The following is a 17392-nucleotide window of genomic DNA, read 5'->3' as shown; positions in this document are numbered from 1 at the left end:
GTCGCCTGCGGTCGGTAGGGGTGTCGAGTCGGTGGTGCGGGCGGGTCAGGGAGTCAGGTGGGCGGCGAGCACCGGGCCGATGACGGCGAGCGCCTCGGAGCCCGTCATCGCGCCGTGGGTGCTCGGCACCTCGTGGACGTCGAGCCGACCGCCCAGGTGCGGGCGCCAGCTCTCCGGGTCGGGGGCGTCGGCCGGACGGTCCTTGGCGGCGGTGAAGAACACCGCGTCGCCGTCGTAGCCGGGCAGCGGGAGTTCGTGGGACAGCTCGGCGTTGGACTGGAAGACCGAGACCACCCGGGCCACCCCGGCGCCGCTGAGGCCGGCGAGCGGGCCCTCGCCGCCCCGGACGAGCGCTGCGTAGCCGTCCTCGTCCGCGGGCCAGGCGGTGATCTCCCCGGCCGGGTGGCCGAGCGAGTCGAGGATCACCGCGAGCTGCGCCGGGTCGTCCCGCCACTGCTCGGGCCCCGGCTCGCCGGTGCCCGGGTAGGCGTCCAGCAGGGCCAGCAGCCGGACCTCCTCGTCCTGTTCGCGCAGCAGCGCGGCGATCGCGTGGGCGACGGCCCCGCCGAAGGACCAGCCGAGCAGGGCGTACGGGCCCTCGGGGCGCACGGAGCGGATCTGCGCCAGGTAGGTGCGGGCCAGGTCCTCGACCGAGGCCGGGTGCGCGGTCGGGTCGGCCAGGCCGGGGGCCTGGAGTCCGTAGATCGGCTGCTCGGCGTCGAGGTGGCGCAGCAGGCCGGTGTAGACCCAGCTGATGCCGGCGGCCGGGTGGACGCAGAACAGCGGCGGGCGCGAGCCGCGGGTGCGGATCGGCAGCAGGACGGGGAAGCTCTCGGCGGCCGGGCCCTGGGCGAGCCGCTCGGCCAGCCGGGCGACGGTCGGCGCCTCGAACAACGTGCGGACGCCGATCTCGTCGCCCTCGCCGACCAGTTCGCGCAGGCCCGCGACCAGCCGGCTGGCCAGCAGCGAGTGCCCGCCCAGCTCGAAGAAGTTGTCGTCCACGCCGACCTTCTCCAGCCCGAGCAGATCCGCGAACAGGCCGCAGAGCAGTTCTTCCCGGGGCGTCGCGGGTGCCCGCCCGGAGCCGAGCCAGGCGGTGTCGGGGACCGGCAGGGCCTTGCGGTCGACCTTGCCGTTGGCGGTCAGCGGCAGGGCGTCCAGGGCGACGATCGCCGAGGGCACCATGTAGTCCGGCAGGGTCGCGCCGACGTGGGCCCGCAGGGCGGCCTGGTCGACCGCGTGCCCGGGGCGGGCGACGGCGTAGCCGACCAGCCGGCGGTCGCCCGGGCGGTCCTCCCGGACCAGCACGAACGCCTGGGCGAGGGAGGGGTGCCGGGCGAGCACGGCCTCGATCTCGCCGGGCTCGATCCGGAAGCCGCGGATCTTGACCTGGTGGTCGGTGCGGCCCAGGTACTCCAGGCTGCCGTCGGCCTGGCGGCGGACCAGGTCGCCCGAGCGGTACATCCGGCTGCCGGGGGCGCCGTACGGGTCGGCGACGAAGCGCTCGGCGCTCTGGCCCGGCCGGTTGAGGTAGCCGCGGGCCAGGCCGGCGCCCGCGATGTACAGCTCGCCCTCGACCCCGGCCGGGACGGGCTGGAGCGCCGCGTCCAGGACGTAGAGCCGGGTGTCCGGCACGGGCCGGCCCATCGGCGGGGCGGTCCGGCCGCTGAGCGGGCTGCTCATGCTGGCGCAGACGGTCGACTCGGTCGGGCCGTAGGCGTTGACCATCCGCAGCCGGGCCGACCAGTGCTCGACCAGGTCGGGCGGGCAGGCCTCGCCGGCGACCACCAGGGTGGCGCCCTGCGGCAGCGCGTCCGGGGCCAGCACGGCGAGCGCGGTCGGCGGCAGGGTCAGGTGGGTGACGCCCTGTTCGGCGATCAGGTCGGTCAGCGAGGGGCCGGGCAGCAGTTGGTCGGCGTCGCCGAGGACGGCCCGGGCGCCGGTGAGCAGGGCCATGCCCAGCTCCCAGACGGCCGCGTCGAAGGACGGCGAGGCGAACAGCAGCACCCGGCTGTCGGGGGTGACGGCCAGGCCCCGGCGCTGGCCCTCCACCATGGCGGCGAGGCCGGTGTGGGTGACCACCACGCCCTTGGGGCGGCCGGTGGAGCCCGAGGTGTAGATGACGTACGCGGCCGAGTGCGGGGTGATCGCGGTGCCGGTGAGGTCGTGCGCCGGGTGGCCGGAGGCGTCCAGGTCCTCGATCAGCAGCCGCGGGACGGTGCTGTCGGCGAGCAGGCCGTCGGCCAGCGCCTTGCTGGTGAGGACCAGCGCGGGCCGGGCGTCGTCCAGCATGTAGGCGATCCGGTCGGCCGGGTAGCGCGGGTCCAGCGGCTGGAAGACCGCACCGGCCTTGAGCACGGCGAGCTGGGCGACGATCAGCTCGATCGAGCGCTCCAGGGCGATCGCGACGAACCGCTCGGGGCCCGCGCCGTGCTCGATCAGCAGCCGGGCGAAGCGGTTGGCGCGCTCGTTGAGTTCGCCGTACGTGACCTGCTCGGTGCCGAAGGAGAGCGCGACGGCGTCCGGGCGGGCGGCGGCCTGCGCCTCGAAGAGCGCCGGGAAGGTGCCGGGCGGGAGGTCCTCCCGGGTGTCGTTCCAGCCGGTGAGCAGCTGCTCGCGCTCCTCGGGTGCCAGCACCTCGACCCGGCCCGCGGACTGGTCCGGGTCGGCCAGCACCGCGCGCAGGACGCGCTCGAAGCGGGCGGCCGTCGCCTCGGCGGTGGACCGGTCGAACAGGTCGACGGCGTACTCCACCGTCAGGCCCAGCCCGGCGGGCGCGCCGTCCGCGTCGAAGCTCTCGCTGAAGGCGAAGGTCAGGTCGAACTTGGCGAGGTCGGAGTCCAGTTGCTCGACCCGGCCGGGCAGGCCGCCGAGGCTGATCCCCCCGGCCTCGCCGCCGGAGGTCAGCATCACCTGGCACAGCGGGTGGCGGGCGGTCGAGCGCACCGGGTTGAGCAGCTCGACCAGCCGCTCGAAGGGCACGTCCTGGTGCTCGAAGGCGTCGAGGGTGGCGACCCGGACGCGCTCCACCAGCTCCCGGAAGCTCGGGTCGCCGGAGGTGTCGGTGCGCAGCACCAGGGTGTTGACGAAGAACCCGACCAGGTCCTCCAGCGCCTCGTCGGTGCGCCCGGCCACCACGGTGCCGATCGGCAGGTCGGTGCCCGCGCCGATCCGGCTCAGGGTGGTGGCCAGCGCGGCCTGCATCACCATGAACACGCTGGCCCGGCTCCGCTGCGCCAACTCGGCCAGGGAGGCATGCAGTGCGGCGTCCGTCCGGAGTTCCACCGCGGCGCCCCGGCGGCTGGGGGCGGCGGGGCGGTGGCGGTCGAAGGGGAGCGTCAGCTCCTCCGGGAGGTCGGCCAATGTGCGCTGCCAGTAGGCGAGTTGCTTGCTCAGCAGGGCGCTGGGCCGCTCGTCGGTGCCGAGCAGCTCGTGCTGCCACAGGGTGTAGTCGGCGTACTGGACCGCGAGCGGCCGCCAGTCGGGGGCGGCGCCGGCGAGGCGGGCCCCGTACGCCTCGGCGAGGTCGCGCAGCAGCGGGACCACGGACCAGCCGTCGGTGGCGATGTGGTGCATCAGCACCAGCAGGACGTGCTCCTCGCCGGGCAGCGAGAGCAGGGTGGCGCGCACCGGCAGGTCGCGGGCGAGGTCGAAGACCTGCGACCCGGCCTCGGCCAGCGCCCGCGCGAGCTCCTCCTCGCCGTCCACCGACACGGTGTGCAGGGGGAGTTCGGGGGCGTCCAGGAGCAGCTGGTGCGGCTGCCCGTCGGTGGTCGGGTAGACGGTGCGCAGCACCTCGTGGCGGTCGAGCACGTCCGCCAGGGCCGTGCGGAGCGCGTCGGCGTCGACCGGGCCGGTCAGCCGGACCGCGCACGGGGTGTTGTAGAGCGCGCTCGGGCCCTCGAACTGGTCGATGAACCAGAGGCGTCGCTGCGCGGGGGAGAGCGGGACGCGCTCGGGCCGCTCGACCGGCCGCAGGGCCGGACGGGCGGCGCCCGGGGCGGGCAGGACGGCGGCCAGCGCGGCCACGCTGGGGGCGTCGAACAGGGCCCGGACGGGCAGTTCGGCGCCGAGCGCGGTACGGACCCGGCTGACCAGCTTGGTGGCGAGCAGCGAGTGGCCGCCCAGGTCGAAGAAGCTGTCGTCGATCCCGATCCGGTCCAACCCGAGGACGTCGGTGAACAGTTCGCACAGCGCCCGCTCGGTGTCGGTGCGCGGGGCGCGGCCCTCGCCGGCCCCGGTCCAGTCGGGGGCGGGCAGGGCGCGGCGGTCGACCTTGCCGTTGGCGGTCACCGGGAGGGCGTCGAGGACGACCACGGCGGCCGGGAGCATGTAGCTGGGAAGGCTGTCGGCGACGGCGGCGCGCAGCTCGGCGGGATCGCCCTCGCCGGTGGCGTACACCACCAGGCGCTTGTCGCCCGGCTGGTCCTCGCGGACCACGGCGAAGGCCTGGCCGACGGCCGGGAGGGCGGTGAACGCGCCCTCCACCTCGCCGAGTTCGATCCGGAAGCCGCGGATCTTGACCTGGTCGTCGGCCCGGCCGAGGAACTCCAGCACGCCGTCGGCGGTCCAGCGGACCAGGTCGCCGGTGCGGTACATCCGGCTGCCGGGCTCGCCGAACGGGCAGGCCGTGAAGCGCTCGGAGGTCAGGCCGGGGCGCCCGACGTAGCCGCGGGCCAGGCCGGCCCCGGCGAGGTACAGCTCGCCCGCCACGCCGACCGGCACCGGTCGCAGCGCGGTGTCCAGTACGTACGGCCGGGTGTTGTTCAGCGGGCGCCCGATCGGGACCACGGCGGGGACGGGCCCGCCCGGGCTCATGGTGAAGGTGGTCTTGATGGCGGTGGTCTCGGTGGGCGCGTACACCGCGACCACGTCGGTCTCCGGGCAGACCCGGTGGAGCCGGCGCACGGACTCCGGCGGGACGACGTCGCCGCCGGTCCACACCTGCCGGACGTTGCGGAAGGCGGCCGGGTTCTCGTCGGCCATCAGCCGCAGCAGGCCGGACGGGGCCTGGACCAGGGACACCTCGTGGGTGGTGATGGTCTCGGCGAGGCGGCGGATGTCCAGCTCGCCGGGGTCGGCGAGGACGATCGCCCCGCCGGTGACCAGCGGTGCCCAGATCTCGGTGGTGGAGGCGTCGAAGGCGGTGGGCGAGTGCAGCAGCACGCGCTCGTGGTGCCCGGCCCGGAAGTGCGGGTTGCCCAGCAGGTCCACCACGTTGCGGTGGGTGACGGCGACGCCCTTGGGCACCCCGGTCGAGCCCGAGGTGTACATCACGTAGACCAGCTGGCCGGGCAGGACCGGCACGTCCGGGTTGCCCGCCGCGGGGGCCTCGGCGAGCAGCGTCGCGGTGACCTCGACGGTGGCGAAGCCCTCGGTGGCGAGCACCGGGTGGCCCCGGTGGGCGGGGTCGACGAGCAGCAGGCCGGTACGGGTGTCGGCGAGGATGTGCTGGAGGCGGTCCAGCGGGTAGCGGTCGTCCAGCGGGACGTAGGTGCCGCCGGCCTTGGCGATGGCGAGGACGGCGGTGAGCAGTCCGGCGGAGCGTTCCATCAGGACCGCGACCGGCTGTTCGGTGGTCAGGCCGCGCTCCAGCAGCAGGGCGGCGAGCCGGTTGGCGCGGTCGTTCAGCTCGGTGTAGTCGAGCCGCTCGGTGCCGGAGACCAGGGCGAGGGCGTCGGGGGTGGCGGCGGCCCGGGCCTCGAACAGTCGGGGCAGGCTCCGCTCGTCGACCGGTACGGCCGGCCCGTTCCAGCCGGTGAGCAGCTGCTCGCGCTCGGCCGGGTCGAGGATCTCGATGCCGCCGATCGGCGCGTCCGGGGCGGCCGCGGCGGCGCGCAGCACGCGCACCAGCCGTTCGGCGAGGGAGACGGCGGTGGCGTGGTCGAAGAGGTCGGCGGCGTAGTCGACGGCGGCGCGCACGCCCAGGCAGGTGCCGTCGGGGGCGAGCCGCTCGACGAAGTTGAAGTTGAGGTCGAACTGGGCCTGCGCCTCGCCGACCTCGACCGGGGTGCCCGTCGCGGCGCCGAAGGCGAGGTCGCCGGCCCGCTCCGCGTTCAGGGTGACGACGGTCTGGAAGAGCGGGTGGCGGGCGGGGGTGCGGGTGGGGTTGAGGTGTTCGACCAGCCGCTCGAAGGGGATGTCCTGGTGGTCGTAGGCGTCGAGGTTGGCGCGCCGGACCCGGTCGAGCAGCTCGTGGAAGCTCGGGTCGCCGCTGGTGTCGGTGCGCAGCAGCAGGGTGTTGACGAAGAAGCCGACCAGGTCGTCCAGGGCCTCGTCGGTGCGGCCGGCGACGGGGGTGCCGAGCGGCAGGTCGGTGCCGGCGCCGAGACGGGTGTAGAGGGTGGCGACCGCGGCCTGCAGTGCCATGAACAGGCTGGCGTGCCGGCCCGAGGCCAACTCGGTGAGCGCGCCGTGCAGTTCGGCGTCGAGCTCGAAGTCGGCGGCGCCGCCGCGGCGGCTCGGCCGGCCCGGGCGCGGACGGTCGTACGGGAGTGCCAGCTCCTCCGGCAGGCCGGACAACTCCTGCTGCCAGTGGGCGAGTTGCAGAGAGACGACGCTCTCCGGGTCGTCCTCCTCGCCGAGCAGCTCGCGCTGCCAGAGGGTGTAGTCGGCGTACTGCACCGGCAGCGGCTCCCACTGCGGCCCGGTGCCGGCCAGCCGGGCCCGGTACGCCTCGGCGAGGTCGCGGAAGAGCGGGCCGACCGACCAGCCGTCGCTGGCGATGTGGTGCGTCAGCAGCAGCAGGACGTGCTCGTCCGGCGCGGGCAGGGCGTACAGCCAGGCCCGGACGGGCAGGTCGGCCGCGAGATCGAAGACCTGCCCGGCGGCCTCGTGCATCAGCGCGTGCAGCTCGGCCTCGTCGGCGACCGGCACCCGGTGCAGCGGCGGGCGCCCCTCGGCGAGGATGTGCTGGTGGGGCTGGCCGTCGGTGGTGGGGAAGACGGTGCGCAGCACCTCGTGCCGGTCCACCACGTCGCCGAGCGCCCCTTCGAGGGCGGCGGCGTCGAGCCCGCCGGTCAGCCGGAGGGCGAACGGAGTGTTGTAGAGGGCGCTCGGTCCCTCGAACTGTTCGATGAACCAGAGCCGCTGCTGGGCGAACGACAACGGGATCAAGGTCTGCCTCCGACTGGCGACGTACGGCGGTTGTGGCTGGTGGGGCTGCTCCGTCCGGTAGGGCGGAGCGGTCGTGCGGCGGGGGCGGGCCGCGCCACCGGTGGGACCGGTGGGCGGACCCGCGTCCCGCCGCCGGTCAGGCCTGGCTTCCGGGGCGGCGCATCGGCCGCAGGGCCGGGCGGGCCTTCTTCGGTGCCGGCGCCGCTTCGCCGCCGGGCAGGACGGCGGCGAGGGCGGCCACCGTGGGTGCGTCGAACAGCGTGCGGATCGGCAGCTCCGCGCCGAGGGTGGCGCGGATGCGGCTGACCAGCCGGGTGGCGAGCAGGGAGTGGCCGCCGAGGTCGAAGAACCGGTCGTCGATGCTGACCGTCGGCACGCCCAGCACCTCGGCGAACAGGGCGCAGAGCTCCCGCTCGCGCTCGGTGCGCGGGGCGCGGCCCTCGGCCGCCCCGGCGTACTCGGGCGCGGGCAGGGCCCGGCGGTCGACCTTGCCGTTGGCCGTGACCGGCAGGCTGTCCAGGACGACCACGGCGGCCGGGAGCATGTAGCCGGCGAGGCGGTCCGCGACGAAGGCGCGCAGTTCGCCGTCGGTGGCCTTGCCGGTGGCGTACACCACCAGGCGCTTGTCGCCCGGCTGGTCCTCGCGGACCACCGCGAGCGCCTGGCCGACGCCCTCGTGGGCGGTGAACGCGGCCTCCACCTCGCCGAGTTCGATCCGGAAGCCGCGGATCTTGACCTGGTCGTCGGCCCGGCCGAGGAACTCCAGGACGCCCTCCGCGGTCCACCGGGCGAGGTCGCCGGTGCGGTACATGCGGCTGCCCGGCCCGCCGAAGGGACAGGCGACGAAACGCTCGGCGCTGAGCGCCGGACGGCCGACGTAGCCGCGGGCCAGGCCGGCCCCGGCGATGTACAGCTCGCCCGCCACGCCGGCCGGCACCGGCTGCAGACCGGCGTCCAGCACGTACAGCCGGGTGTTGGCCAGCGGACGCCCGATCGGCACTGTGCTCGGCACCGCGGCGGCGTCGGGCATCGGGTACTGGGTGGCGCACAGGGTGGTCTCGGTCGGTCCGTACAGGGCCCGCACCGCGATGCCCGGGACGGCCTCCAGCACCCGGCGCACGGCCGGGGCGGAGACCACGTCCCCGCCGGTCAGCACCTCGCGCACGCCGGCGAAGATGTCCGGGTCCTCCTCCGCGATGACCCGGAAGAGACCGGCGGTGACGTGCACGTGGGTGAGCGCGTGGACCCGGACCAGCTCCCGGATGGCGGCCGCGTCCAGGTCGCCCTGCGGCGCGACGACCACCTGGCCGCCGGAGAGCAGCGGCACCCAGATCTCGTAGGTCGAGGCGTCGAAGGCGTGCGGCGCGTGGAACAGCACCCGCAGGCCCTCGTCGTGCCGCCAGCACGGGTCGGTGGCGAGCTGCACCACGTCCCGGTGGCTGATCGCGATGCCCTTGGGCTCCCCGGTGGAGCCCGAGGTGAACATCACGTACGCGAGCTGCTCCGGGTGGGGCGCGGCCCGGTGGGCGCGCCGCTCGCGCGGACCGTCGAACCAGCCCGCGGTGAGCGGCAGGACGGGGCAGGGGGCGTCGGCGGCCAGCGGGTGGTCGCGGTGGGCCGGGTCGACCAGGACGAGGGCCGCGGCCGTCTCGGCGGTGATCCCGCGCAGCCGCTCGGCCGGGTGGCGGTCGTCCAGCGGGACGTAGGTGCCGCCCGCCTTGGCCACCGCGAGGATCGCCGTCAGCAGGTCGGCGGAGCGGTCCATCAGCAGGACCACCGGCGTCTCGGCGCCGACCCCGGCGTCGGCCAGGTGGGCCGCCAGGTGCTCGGCCCGGGAGTCCAGCTCGGCGTAGCTGAGGGTGCCGTTCTGCGAGACCACGGCCGGCGCGTCGGGGGTGGCGGCGGCCCGGGCCTCGAACAGCTCCGGCAGGGTCGCGTCCGGGACGGGCGCGGCGGTGTCGTTCCAGCCGGTGAGCAGCTGCTCGCGCTCGGTCGGGTCGAGGATCTCGATGCCGCCGATCGGCGCGTCCGGGGCGGCCACGGCGGCGCGCAGGACGCGCAGCAGCCGCTCGCCGAGGGCGGCCACGGTGGCGTGGTCGAAGAGGTCGACGGCGTACTCGACCGCCACCGTCAGGCCCGCCTGCGGGCCCTGCTCGGTGAAGCGGAAGGACAGGTCGAACTTGGCCACGTCCAGCTCGAAGGGGTGCTCCGCGCAGCCCAGGTCGCCGAAGGCGTCCGGCACCGTGACCCGGCCCTCCAGCGCCACCAGGGTCTGGAAGAGCGGGTGGCGGGCGGGGGTGCGGGTGGGGTTGAGCTGTTCGACCAGCCGCTCGAAGGGGATGTCCTGGTGGTCGTAGGCGTCCAGGTCGGTGCGGCGGACCCGGTCCAGCAGCTCCCGGAAGCTCGGGTCGCCGGAGGTGTCGGTGCGCAGCAGCAGGGTGTTGACGAAGAACCCGACCAGGTCGTCGAGCGCCTCGTCGGTGCGCCCGGCCACCACGGTGCCGATCGGCAGGTCGGTGCCCGCGCCGAGACGGGTGTAGAGGACGGCGACCACGGCCTGCAGCGCCATGAACAGGCTGGCGTGCTGTGCCGCCGCCAACTCGCCGAGCGCGCCGTGCAGTTCGGCGTCGACGGCGACCTCCACCAGGCCGCCGCGGTGCCCCGGCACGGCCGGGCGCGGACGGTCGTAGGGGAGCGCCAGCTCCTCCGGGGCGTCGGCCAGGGCCCGCTGCCAGTAGGCGAGTTGCTCGGTCAGCAGGGTGCTGGGCCGCTCGTCGGTGCCGAGCAGCTCGCGCTGCCAGAGGGTGTAGTCGGCGTACTGCACCGGCAGCGGCTCCCACCGCGGCCCGGTGCCGGCCAGCCGGGCCCGGTACGCCTCGGCGAGGTCGCGGAAGAGCGGGCCGACCGACCAGCCGTCGCTGGCGATGTGGTGCATCAGCACCAGCAGGACGTGCTCGTCGTGCGGCAGCGACAGCAGGGTGGCGCGCACCGGCAGGTCGCGGGCGAGGTCGAAGACCTCCTCGCCGGCCGCGGACAGCGCGGCCCGCAGCTCCGCCTCGTCGGCCACCGTGACGTGCCGAAGGGCGAGTTCGGCGGCCTCGGTGACGAGCTGGTGCGGGCGGCCGTCGACGGTCGGGAGGACGGTGCGCATGACCTCGTGCCGGCTCACCACGTCCCGGACCGCACGCTCCAGGGCGGGCAGGTCGACGGCGCCGGTGAGCCGGACCGCGACGGGGGTGTTGTAGAGCGCGCTCGGTCCCTCGAACTGCTCGATGAACCACAGGCGCTGCTGGGCGGAGGAGAGCGGCACGCGCTCGGGGCGCTCGGCCGGCCGCAGGGCCGGACGGGCCGTCGCGGAGTCGGGCAGCGCGGCGGCCAGCAGGGCCACCGTCGGGTTGTCGAAGAGCGTGCGGATCGGCAGTTCGGCGCCGAGGCCGGCGCGGATGCGGCTGACCAGCTTGGTGGCGAGCAGCGAGTGGCCGCCGCGGTCGAAGAAGTTGTCGTCGATGCTGATCCGGGCCAGCCCGAGGACCTCGGCGAACAGCCCGCACAGGGCCTGCTCGGTGGCGTTGCGCGGCTCGCGCCCGCCGTCGGCGCCGTTGTAGTCGGGCGCGGGCAGGGCCTTGCGGTCCACCTTGCCGTTGGGGTTCACCGGCAGCTCGTCGAGGACGACGATCGCGGCGGGCAGCATGTAGCCGGGCAGCCGCTCGGTGACGAAGTCGCGCAGCTCGTCGGCCCGCACCTCGCCGGTGACGTAGGCGACCAGGCGCTTGTCGCCCGGCTGGTCCTGGCGGACCGCCACGCAGACCTGGCCGACGGCCGGGTGGGCGGTGAACGCGGCCTCCACCTCGCCGAGTTCGATCCGGAAGCCGCGCAGCTTGACCTGGTCGTCCGCTCGACCGACGAACTCCAGTTCGCCGGCGGGGGTCCAGCGCACCACGTCGCCGGTGCGGTACATCCGGCTGCCGGGCTCGCCGAACGGGCAGGCGGTGAAGCGCTCGGAGGTCAGGCCGGGGCGCCCGACGTAGCCGCGGGCCATACCGGTGCCGCCGATGTACAGCTCGCCGGCCACGCCGACCGGCACCGGGCGCAGCCCGGCGTCCAGCACGTACAGCCGGTTGTTGGGCAGCGGCCGGCCGATCGGCACGACGGCGGGCACCTCGGCGGCCGAGGTCATCGGGAAGTGCGTCGCGAAGGTGGTCGTCTCGGTCGGCCCGTAGACGTTGACCAGCCGCAGCCCGGGGCAGGTGTCCAGGACCCGCCGCATGGCGACCGGCGAGGCGATGTCCCCGCCCGTCCACACCTCGTGCAGCCCGGCGAAGGTCTCCGGGGCCTCGGCGGCCAGCACGTTGAACAGGCCGACGCTGATCCAGGCGGAGGTGGTCCGCTCGTGGCCGATCACCGCCGCCAGCTCGGCGATGCCGAGCCGGCCGGCCGGGGCGATCACCAGCTGGCCGCCGGAGAGCAGCGGGGTCCAGATCTCGTAGGTGGAGGCGTCGAAGGCGGAGGGGGCGTGCACCGGCAGCCGCTCGTGGCCGCCACCGGTGAACTGCCCGCCGAGCGCGAGGTCCACCACCGCGCGGTGGGTGATGGCGATGCCCTTGGGCACGCCGGTCGAGCCGGAGGTGTGCATCACGTACACCAACTGGTCCGCGTGCTGCGGCAGTCCGAGGTTCTCGGGGTGCTCCCCGGCGTGCGGGTCGAGCACCGTCAGCCCGGCCAGCGCGGGGTGCTCGCGGTGCGCGGCGTCGGCCAGCACCAGCCCGGCCCCGGCGTCCGCGAGGACGGTCCGCAGCCGGTCCGTCGGCTGGGCGTCGTCCAGCGGCACGTAGAGGCCGCCGGCCTTGAGCACCGCCAGGATCGCCACCACCTGGGCGGCCGAGCGGTCGATCATCAGCGCGACCGGCGTCTCCCGGACGACCCCGGCCTCGACCAGCCGCAGCGCCAGGCCGTTGGCCCGGGCGTTGAGCTGGGCGTAGGTCAGCTCGGCGTCCTCGGCGGTGAGCGCGATCGCGTCCGGGGTCGCGGCGACCCGCGCCTCGAACAGCTCGGGCAGCGAGCCCTCCGGCAGCGGGGTACTGGTGCCGCTCCAATCGGTGATCAGCTCGGCGCGCTCGGCCGCGGTCAACACCTCGACGGTGCCGACGAGTTCGGCCGGGTTGGCGACGATCCGGTCGAGCAGGGCGAGGAAGCGGTCCAGCAGGGCGCGGGCCTCGTCGGAGGTGAAGGCGTCCGGCTGGTGGTCCAGTCGCAGCTGCAGGCCGTCGCCGGGGGTGAGGGCGAGCGCCAGCGGGTAGTGGGCGCTGTCGACGTCCTCGACCAGGTGGACGCGGGTGGCGCCGCTCGGGTCGGCGTCGTCCAGGGCGGACGGGTCCGGGTAGTTGCCGTACACCGTGACGGTGTCGAACAGGCTCCCCATGCCCGCGAGTTGCTGGATCTCGGTGAGGCTGAGGTGCTGGTGGTCCAGCAGGGCGGACTGCTCGTGCTGGAGGCGCAGCAGCAGCTGGCCCCAGCTCTCCGCCTGGTCCAGGCGCACCCGCACCGGCACGGTGTTGATGAGCAGGCCCATCATCCGCTCCACGCCCGGCAGGTCGTGCGGCCGGCCGGAGACGGTGGTGCCGAACAGCACGTCCTCGCGCCCGGTGAGCCGGGCCAGCAGCACGCCCCAGGCCGCCTGGACCAGGGTGTTGAGGGTGACGCCGTAGCGGCGGGCGGTGCGGGCGAGGGCCTCGGTGGTCTCCGGGGTGAGCCCGGTGTGCAGGCGCAGCGGCAGCTGCGGGGTGGCGGCGGAGCGGCCGGGGGCGAGCAGGGTGGGCTCGTCGGCGCCGGCCAGGGCCTGCGCCCAGGCGGCGCGGGCGGCCGCGCCGTCGCGCCGGGTGATCCAGCGCAGGTACTCGCGGTACGGGGCGGCCGGGGCGAGCGGCTGCTCGAAGTACAGGCCCCACAGCTCCTCGGCGAACAGCGGGGTGGACCAGCCGTCCAGCAGGATGTGGTGGGCGGAGGCGATCAGCTGGTGGCGCCCGGGCGCGAGCCGGATCAGGGTGTAGCGCAGCAGCGGGGGGCGGTCGAGGTCGAAGCGGCGGCCGTACTCGGCGGCGGCGATCCGGGCGGCCTCCGCCGCCGGGTCGGCGTGGGCGCTCAGGTCGACGACGGTGAAGGGCAGCTCGACGCCGTCCGGGACGACCTGCACGGGCGGGCCGTCGTGCCGCTGGTGGAACGCGGCCTTGAGGTTCGGCTGGCGGGTCAGCAGCGCCTCGGCGGCGGTGCGCAGGCGGTCGGCGTCCACCGGGCCGGTGAGGTCGAAGGTCACGACCGAGGTGTAGACGTCCGCGCCGTCGGCGTCGTACGCCGAGTGGAAGGCCATGCCCTGCTGGAGCGGCGAGGTGGGCCAGACGTCGACCAGGCGGGCGGGGGCGTGGTGGGCGGCGAGCTCGTCGACCTCGCTCTGGGTGACGGCGACCAGCGGGAAGTCGGAGGGGGTGTGCCCGCCCGCGTCCGGCCGATCGGCGTGCTCGGCGAGCGCGCCCAGTGCGGCGAACCAGGCCTCGGCGAAGGCGCGCACCCGCTCCTCGGAGAGCAGCCCGGTGGCGTAGGACCACTGGGCGACCAGCAGCGGGCCCTGCGGGGTGTCCACGGTGGTGGCGTCCAGGCCGAGCACCCGGCCGAGCGCGAGGCCGGTCGCGGCGCCCTCGGACATCGCCTCGGTGCCGGCGAGCACGTCCTCGGCGGTGACGCCCTCGGGCGCGAAGCGGCCCAGGTAGTTGAACTCGATCTGCGGGTCGGCGCAGCCGGCCAGGACGGCGGCGGTGTCCGGGTTGAGGTGGCGCAGCAGGCCGAAGCCGATGCCGTTGTCCGGCACGGCGCGCAGCTGCTCCTTCACCCGGCCGAGGGCCCGGCCGAGCCCGGGGCCGGCCGCGGTGACCTCGGACCAGTCCAGTGCCCCGGGGGCGAGCCGGACGGGGTAGACGGAGGTGAACCAGCCGGCGGTGCGGTGCAGGTCGACGCCGTCGACGATCTCCTCGCGGCCGTGGCCCTCCACGGTGACCAGCACGGCGCCGTCGGGCCCGGTGGTCTCCCGGCCGCGCCAGTGACCGAGGGCCAGCGCCAGCCCGGTCAGCAGCACGTCGTTGACCTGGGCGTGGTAGGCGGCGGTGACCTTGGTGAGCAGCGCCCGGGTGGTCTCGGCGGGCAGCACGAGCCGCAGCAGGCCCTCGGTGGCGTAGGTGTCCGTGGCCGGGTCCAGCGGACGGTCGCCGAGCAGCGGGTCCGGGGTGGCCAACGCGGCCTGCCAGAGCGGGAGTTCGGCGGCCCGGCGGTCGGTGTTCGCCTCGGCGGTGAGCCGCTGGGCCCAGCGGCGGAAGGAGGTGGGCACCGGCGCGAGTTCGACGGCGCGGCCCTCGCGGAGCGCGGCGAGCGCGCCGAGCAGGTCCTCCTCGACGATGCGCCAGGTGACGCCGTCCACCACCAGGTGGTGGATCACCAGCAGCAGCTGCGAGGGCGCCTGCGGACCGGCGTCGAAGCGCACGGCCTGCACCATCCGCCCGTCCTCGGGGGACAGGCGCTCGCGGGCGGCCCCGGTCTCGGCGCGCAGCGCCTCGGCGGTGGCCGGGCCCTCGACCCGGCGCAGCACGGCGTCGGCGGGGACGGCGCCGGCCTCGGGCACGTGCAGCGTCCAGGGGCGCTCGGCGAGCGGGGAGGTGCGGGCGCGGAACAGGTCGTGGTGGTCGAGCAGGGCCTGGACGGCGGCGGTCAGGTGCTCCTGCGGGGTGCCGGCGGGCAGGGTGAGCACGGTGGACTGGTAGAAGCTCTCGACCGCGCCGTGCTGGGCGGCCAGCCAGTGCACGATGGGCGTCGGCGGCACCTCGCCGAGGCCGGCGCCGGCGGGCTCGACGACGACCGGGCCCTCCAGCGGACGGGCGATCTGCGCCAGCGCCTCGACGGTCGGGGCGAGGAACACCTCGCGCGGGGTGAGCTGGAGGCCCGCGTGCCGGGCCCGGGAGACCAGCTGGATGGCCACGATGGAGTCGCCGCCGAGCTCGAAGAAGGAGTCGGTGACGCCCACCCGGGGCAGTCCCAGCACCTCGCCGAACAGCCGGACCAGGGTGTGCTCCAGCTCCCCGGCGGGGGCGCGGCCCTCCTCCTCGCCGGCGCCGAACACCGGCGCGGGCAGGGCGCGCTTGTCGACCTTGCCGTTGGGCGTGAGCGGCAGCCGGTCGAGCACCACGACGGTGGGCACCATGTGGTCGGGCAGCCGCTCGGCGCAGTACGCGCGCAGCTCGGCCGGGTCGGCGGCGCCGACGGTGTAGCCGACCAGGCGGCGCTCGCCCGGACGGTCCTCGCGGACCAGCACCACGGCCTGGCGGACCTCGGGGTGGGCGGAGAGGGTCTGCTCGATCTCGCCGAGCTCCACCCGGAAGCCGCGGATCTTCACCTGGTCGTCGGCCCGGCCGAGGAAGTCCAGCTGGCCGTCCGGGCGGTAGCTGCCGAGGTCGCCGGTGCGGTACATCCGCTCGCCGGGCCCGCCGTACGGGTCGGCCACGAAGCGCTCGGCGGTCAGGCCGGGGCGGTTCAGGTAGCCGCGGGCCAGGTGCGGGCCGGCGAGGTACAGCTCGCCCACGGTGCCCGGCTCGACCCGGCGCAGCTGCTCGTCCAGCACGTGGATGCGCACGTCCTGGCAGGGCCGGCCGATCGGGGGCAGCTCGTCGCCGGTCAGCGGCTCGCTCATGCTGACGATGACGGTGGCCTCGGTCGGTCCGTAGCTGTTGAGCATCAGCCGGCCGCGGCCGCAGCGGGCGGCCAGCTCGCGGGAGACCGCCTCGCCGCCGCCGATCAGGGTGCGCAGCGAGGGCATCGGGAGGTCGGGCAGGGTGGAGATCATCGCGGTGGCGATGTCGGCGTGGGTGACGCCGTACTGGTCGATCAGGGCGGCCAGCGGCTCGCCGACCAGCTGGCTCTGCTCGCGCGGCAGCACCAGGGCGGCGCCGGTGGTGAGCGCCACGGACAGGTCGGAGACCGAGACGTCGAAGCTGAGCGAGGAGGCCTGGAGCACCCGGCTGCCGGGGCCGACCCCGGTGGCGGCGACCTGGGTGCCGATCATGCTGGGCAGCCCGGTGTGGGTGACGGCCACGCCCTTGGGCACGCCGGTGGAGCCGGAGGTGTAGATGACGTACGCGGTGTTCAGGGCGCTCACCGGCCGGACCCGCTCGGCGGCGGTGAACGGCGTGCCGGGCCGGGCGTCGAGGTCGGCCCGGTGCTCGGCGGAGTCGAGCAGCAGCCGGGGGGCGTCGGTCGCGGGCAGCTGCCCGGCGGCCCCGGCGGTGGTGAGCACCAGGGCGGCGCGGGAGTCGGTCAGCATGTGGCGCAGCCGCTCGGCCGGGTAGGCCGGGTCGGCGGGCAGCCAGGCGGCGCCGGTCTTGGCGACGGCGAGGATCGCGGCGACCGCCTCGGGGGACTTCGGCAGGGCCAGCGCGACGACGTCCTCGGTGCCCAGGCCGCGGGCGGCCAGCACCCGGGCCAGCCGGTTGGCGCGGGCGTCCAGTTCGGCGTAGGTGAGGGTGGTGCCCTCGGCGTACAGGGCGGGGGCGTCCGGGGTGCGGGCGACCTGGGCGTCGACCAGCTCGGTGAGGGTCGGGCGGGCGGGTGCCCCTGCGGCCAGCCGGGCGGCCAGCGCGGTGGGGGTGGGGGCGTCCGTCAGGACGGGCAGCGCCAGGCGCACGCCGAACTCGGCGTGCACCCGGGCCAGCAGCCGTTCGGCGGCGGGCCGGTCGCCGCCCAGGTCGTAGAAGCCCGCCGCGGGGTCGACCGACTCCCGGCCGAGCACCTCCGCGAACAGTCGGCACAGGACCTCGGCCGCTTCCGGCCGCTGCTCGGATCTGTGCGTCTGCTGGACCCCGGACATGTGACTCTCTCCCTTGTGCGGCTGGCCCCCGCGGTGGCGGGAGCGGCGAGCTGGGTTGACCTCGGGGCGGTCGGCCCGGGGGTCGGCGGAGCGATGTTGCGGTCGTCTCGCGGTGCTGCGGTGCTGCGGTGTGCTTGGTGTGACGGCCGTGCGGCGCGGCGGTGCGGAGGGTGGGAGTGTGCCGGGGCCGTTTCGGTGCACGCGCGTAGACGTCGGACACGGGACAGCGCCGGCGGCGTGAGGGTGCGTCGCGCGGCGGTGGGGTGCTGCGGTGGTGGGGCGGGGCGGTGTCGGCGGGTTCCGGCGGGGCGGTGGGCCGACGGCCGGGGGAGCGGCCGGACGGGCGGCGGCTCGGGCGCGGTACCGCGCCGGGTGAGC

1 protein-coding gene and 1 pseudogene are annotated in these 17392 nt (G+C 75.6%); both read right to left on the bottom strand.

What is annotated here, in order from left to right; genetic code table 11:
* Positions 1–45: 45 nt before the first annotated feature.
* Positions 46–7116, bottom strand: a pseudogene (locus ACWGJO_RS21070) (amino acid adenylation domain-containing protein); the annotation flags it as partial.
* A gap of 136 nt (positions 7117–7252) precedes the next feature.
* Positions 7253–17014 (bottom strand): amino acid adenylation domain-containing protein, encoded by a 9762-nt coding sequence (locus ACWGJO_RS21065; RefSeq protein ID WP_452185794.1) that lies wholly within the window; start codon positions 17012–17014, stop codon positions 7253–7255.
* Positions 17015–17392 lie beyond the last annotated feature (378 nt).

The organism is Kitasatospora sp. NPDC054795, from assembly GCF_053611565.1.
Note: the sequence above shows the minus strand (reverse complement) of the source record. Positions and strands in the feature narration are given on the sequence as shown.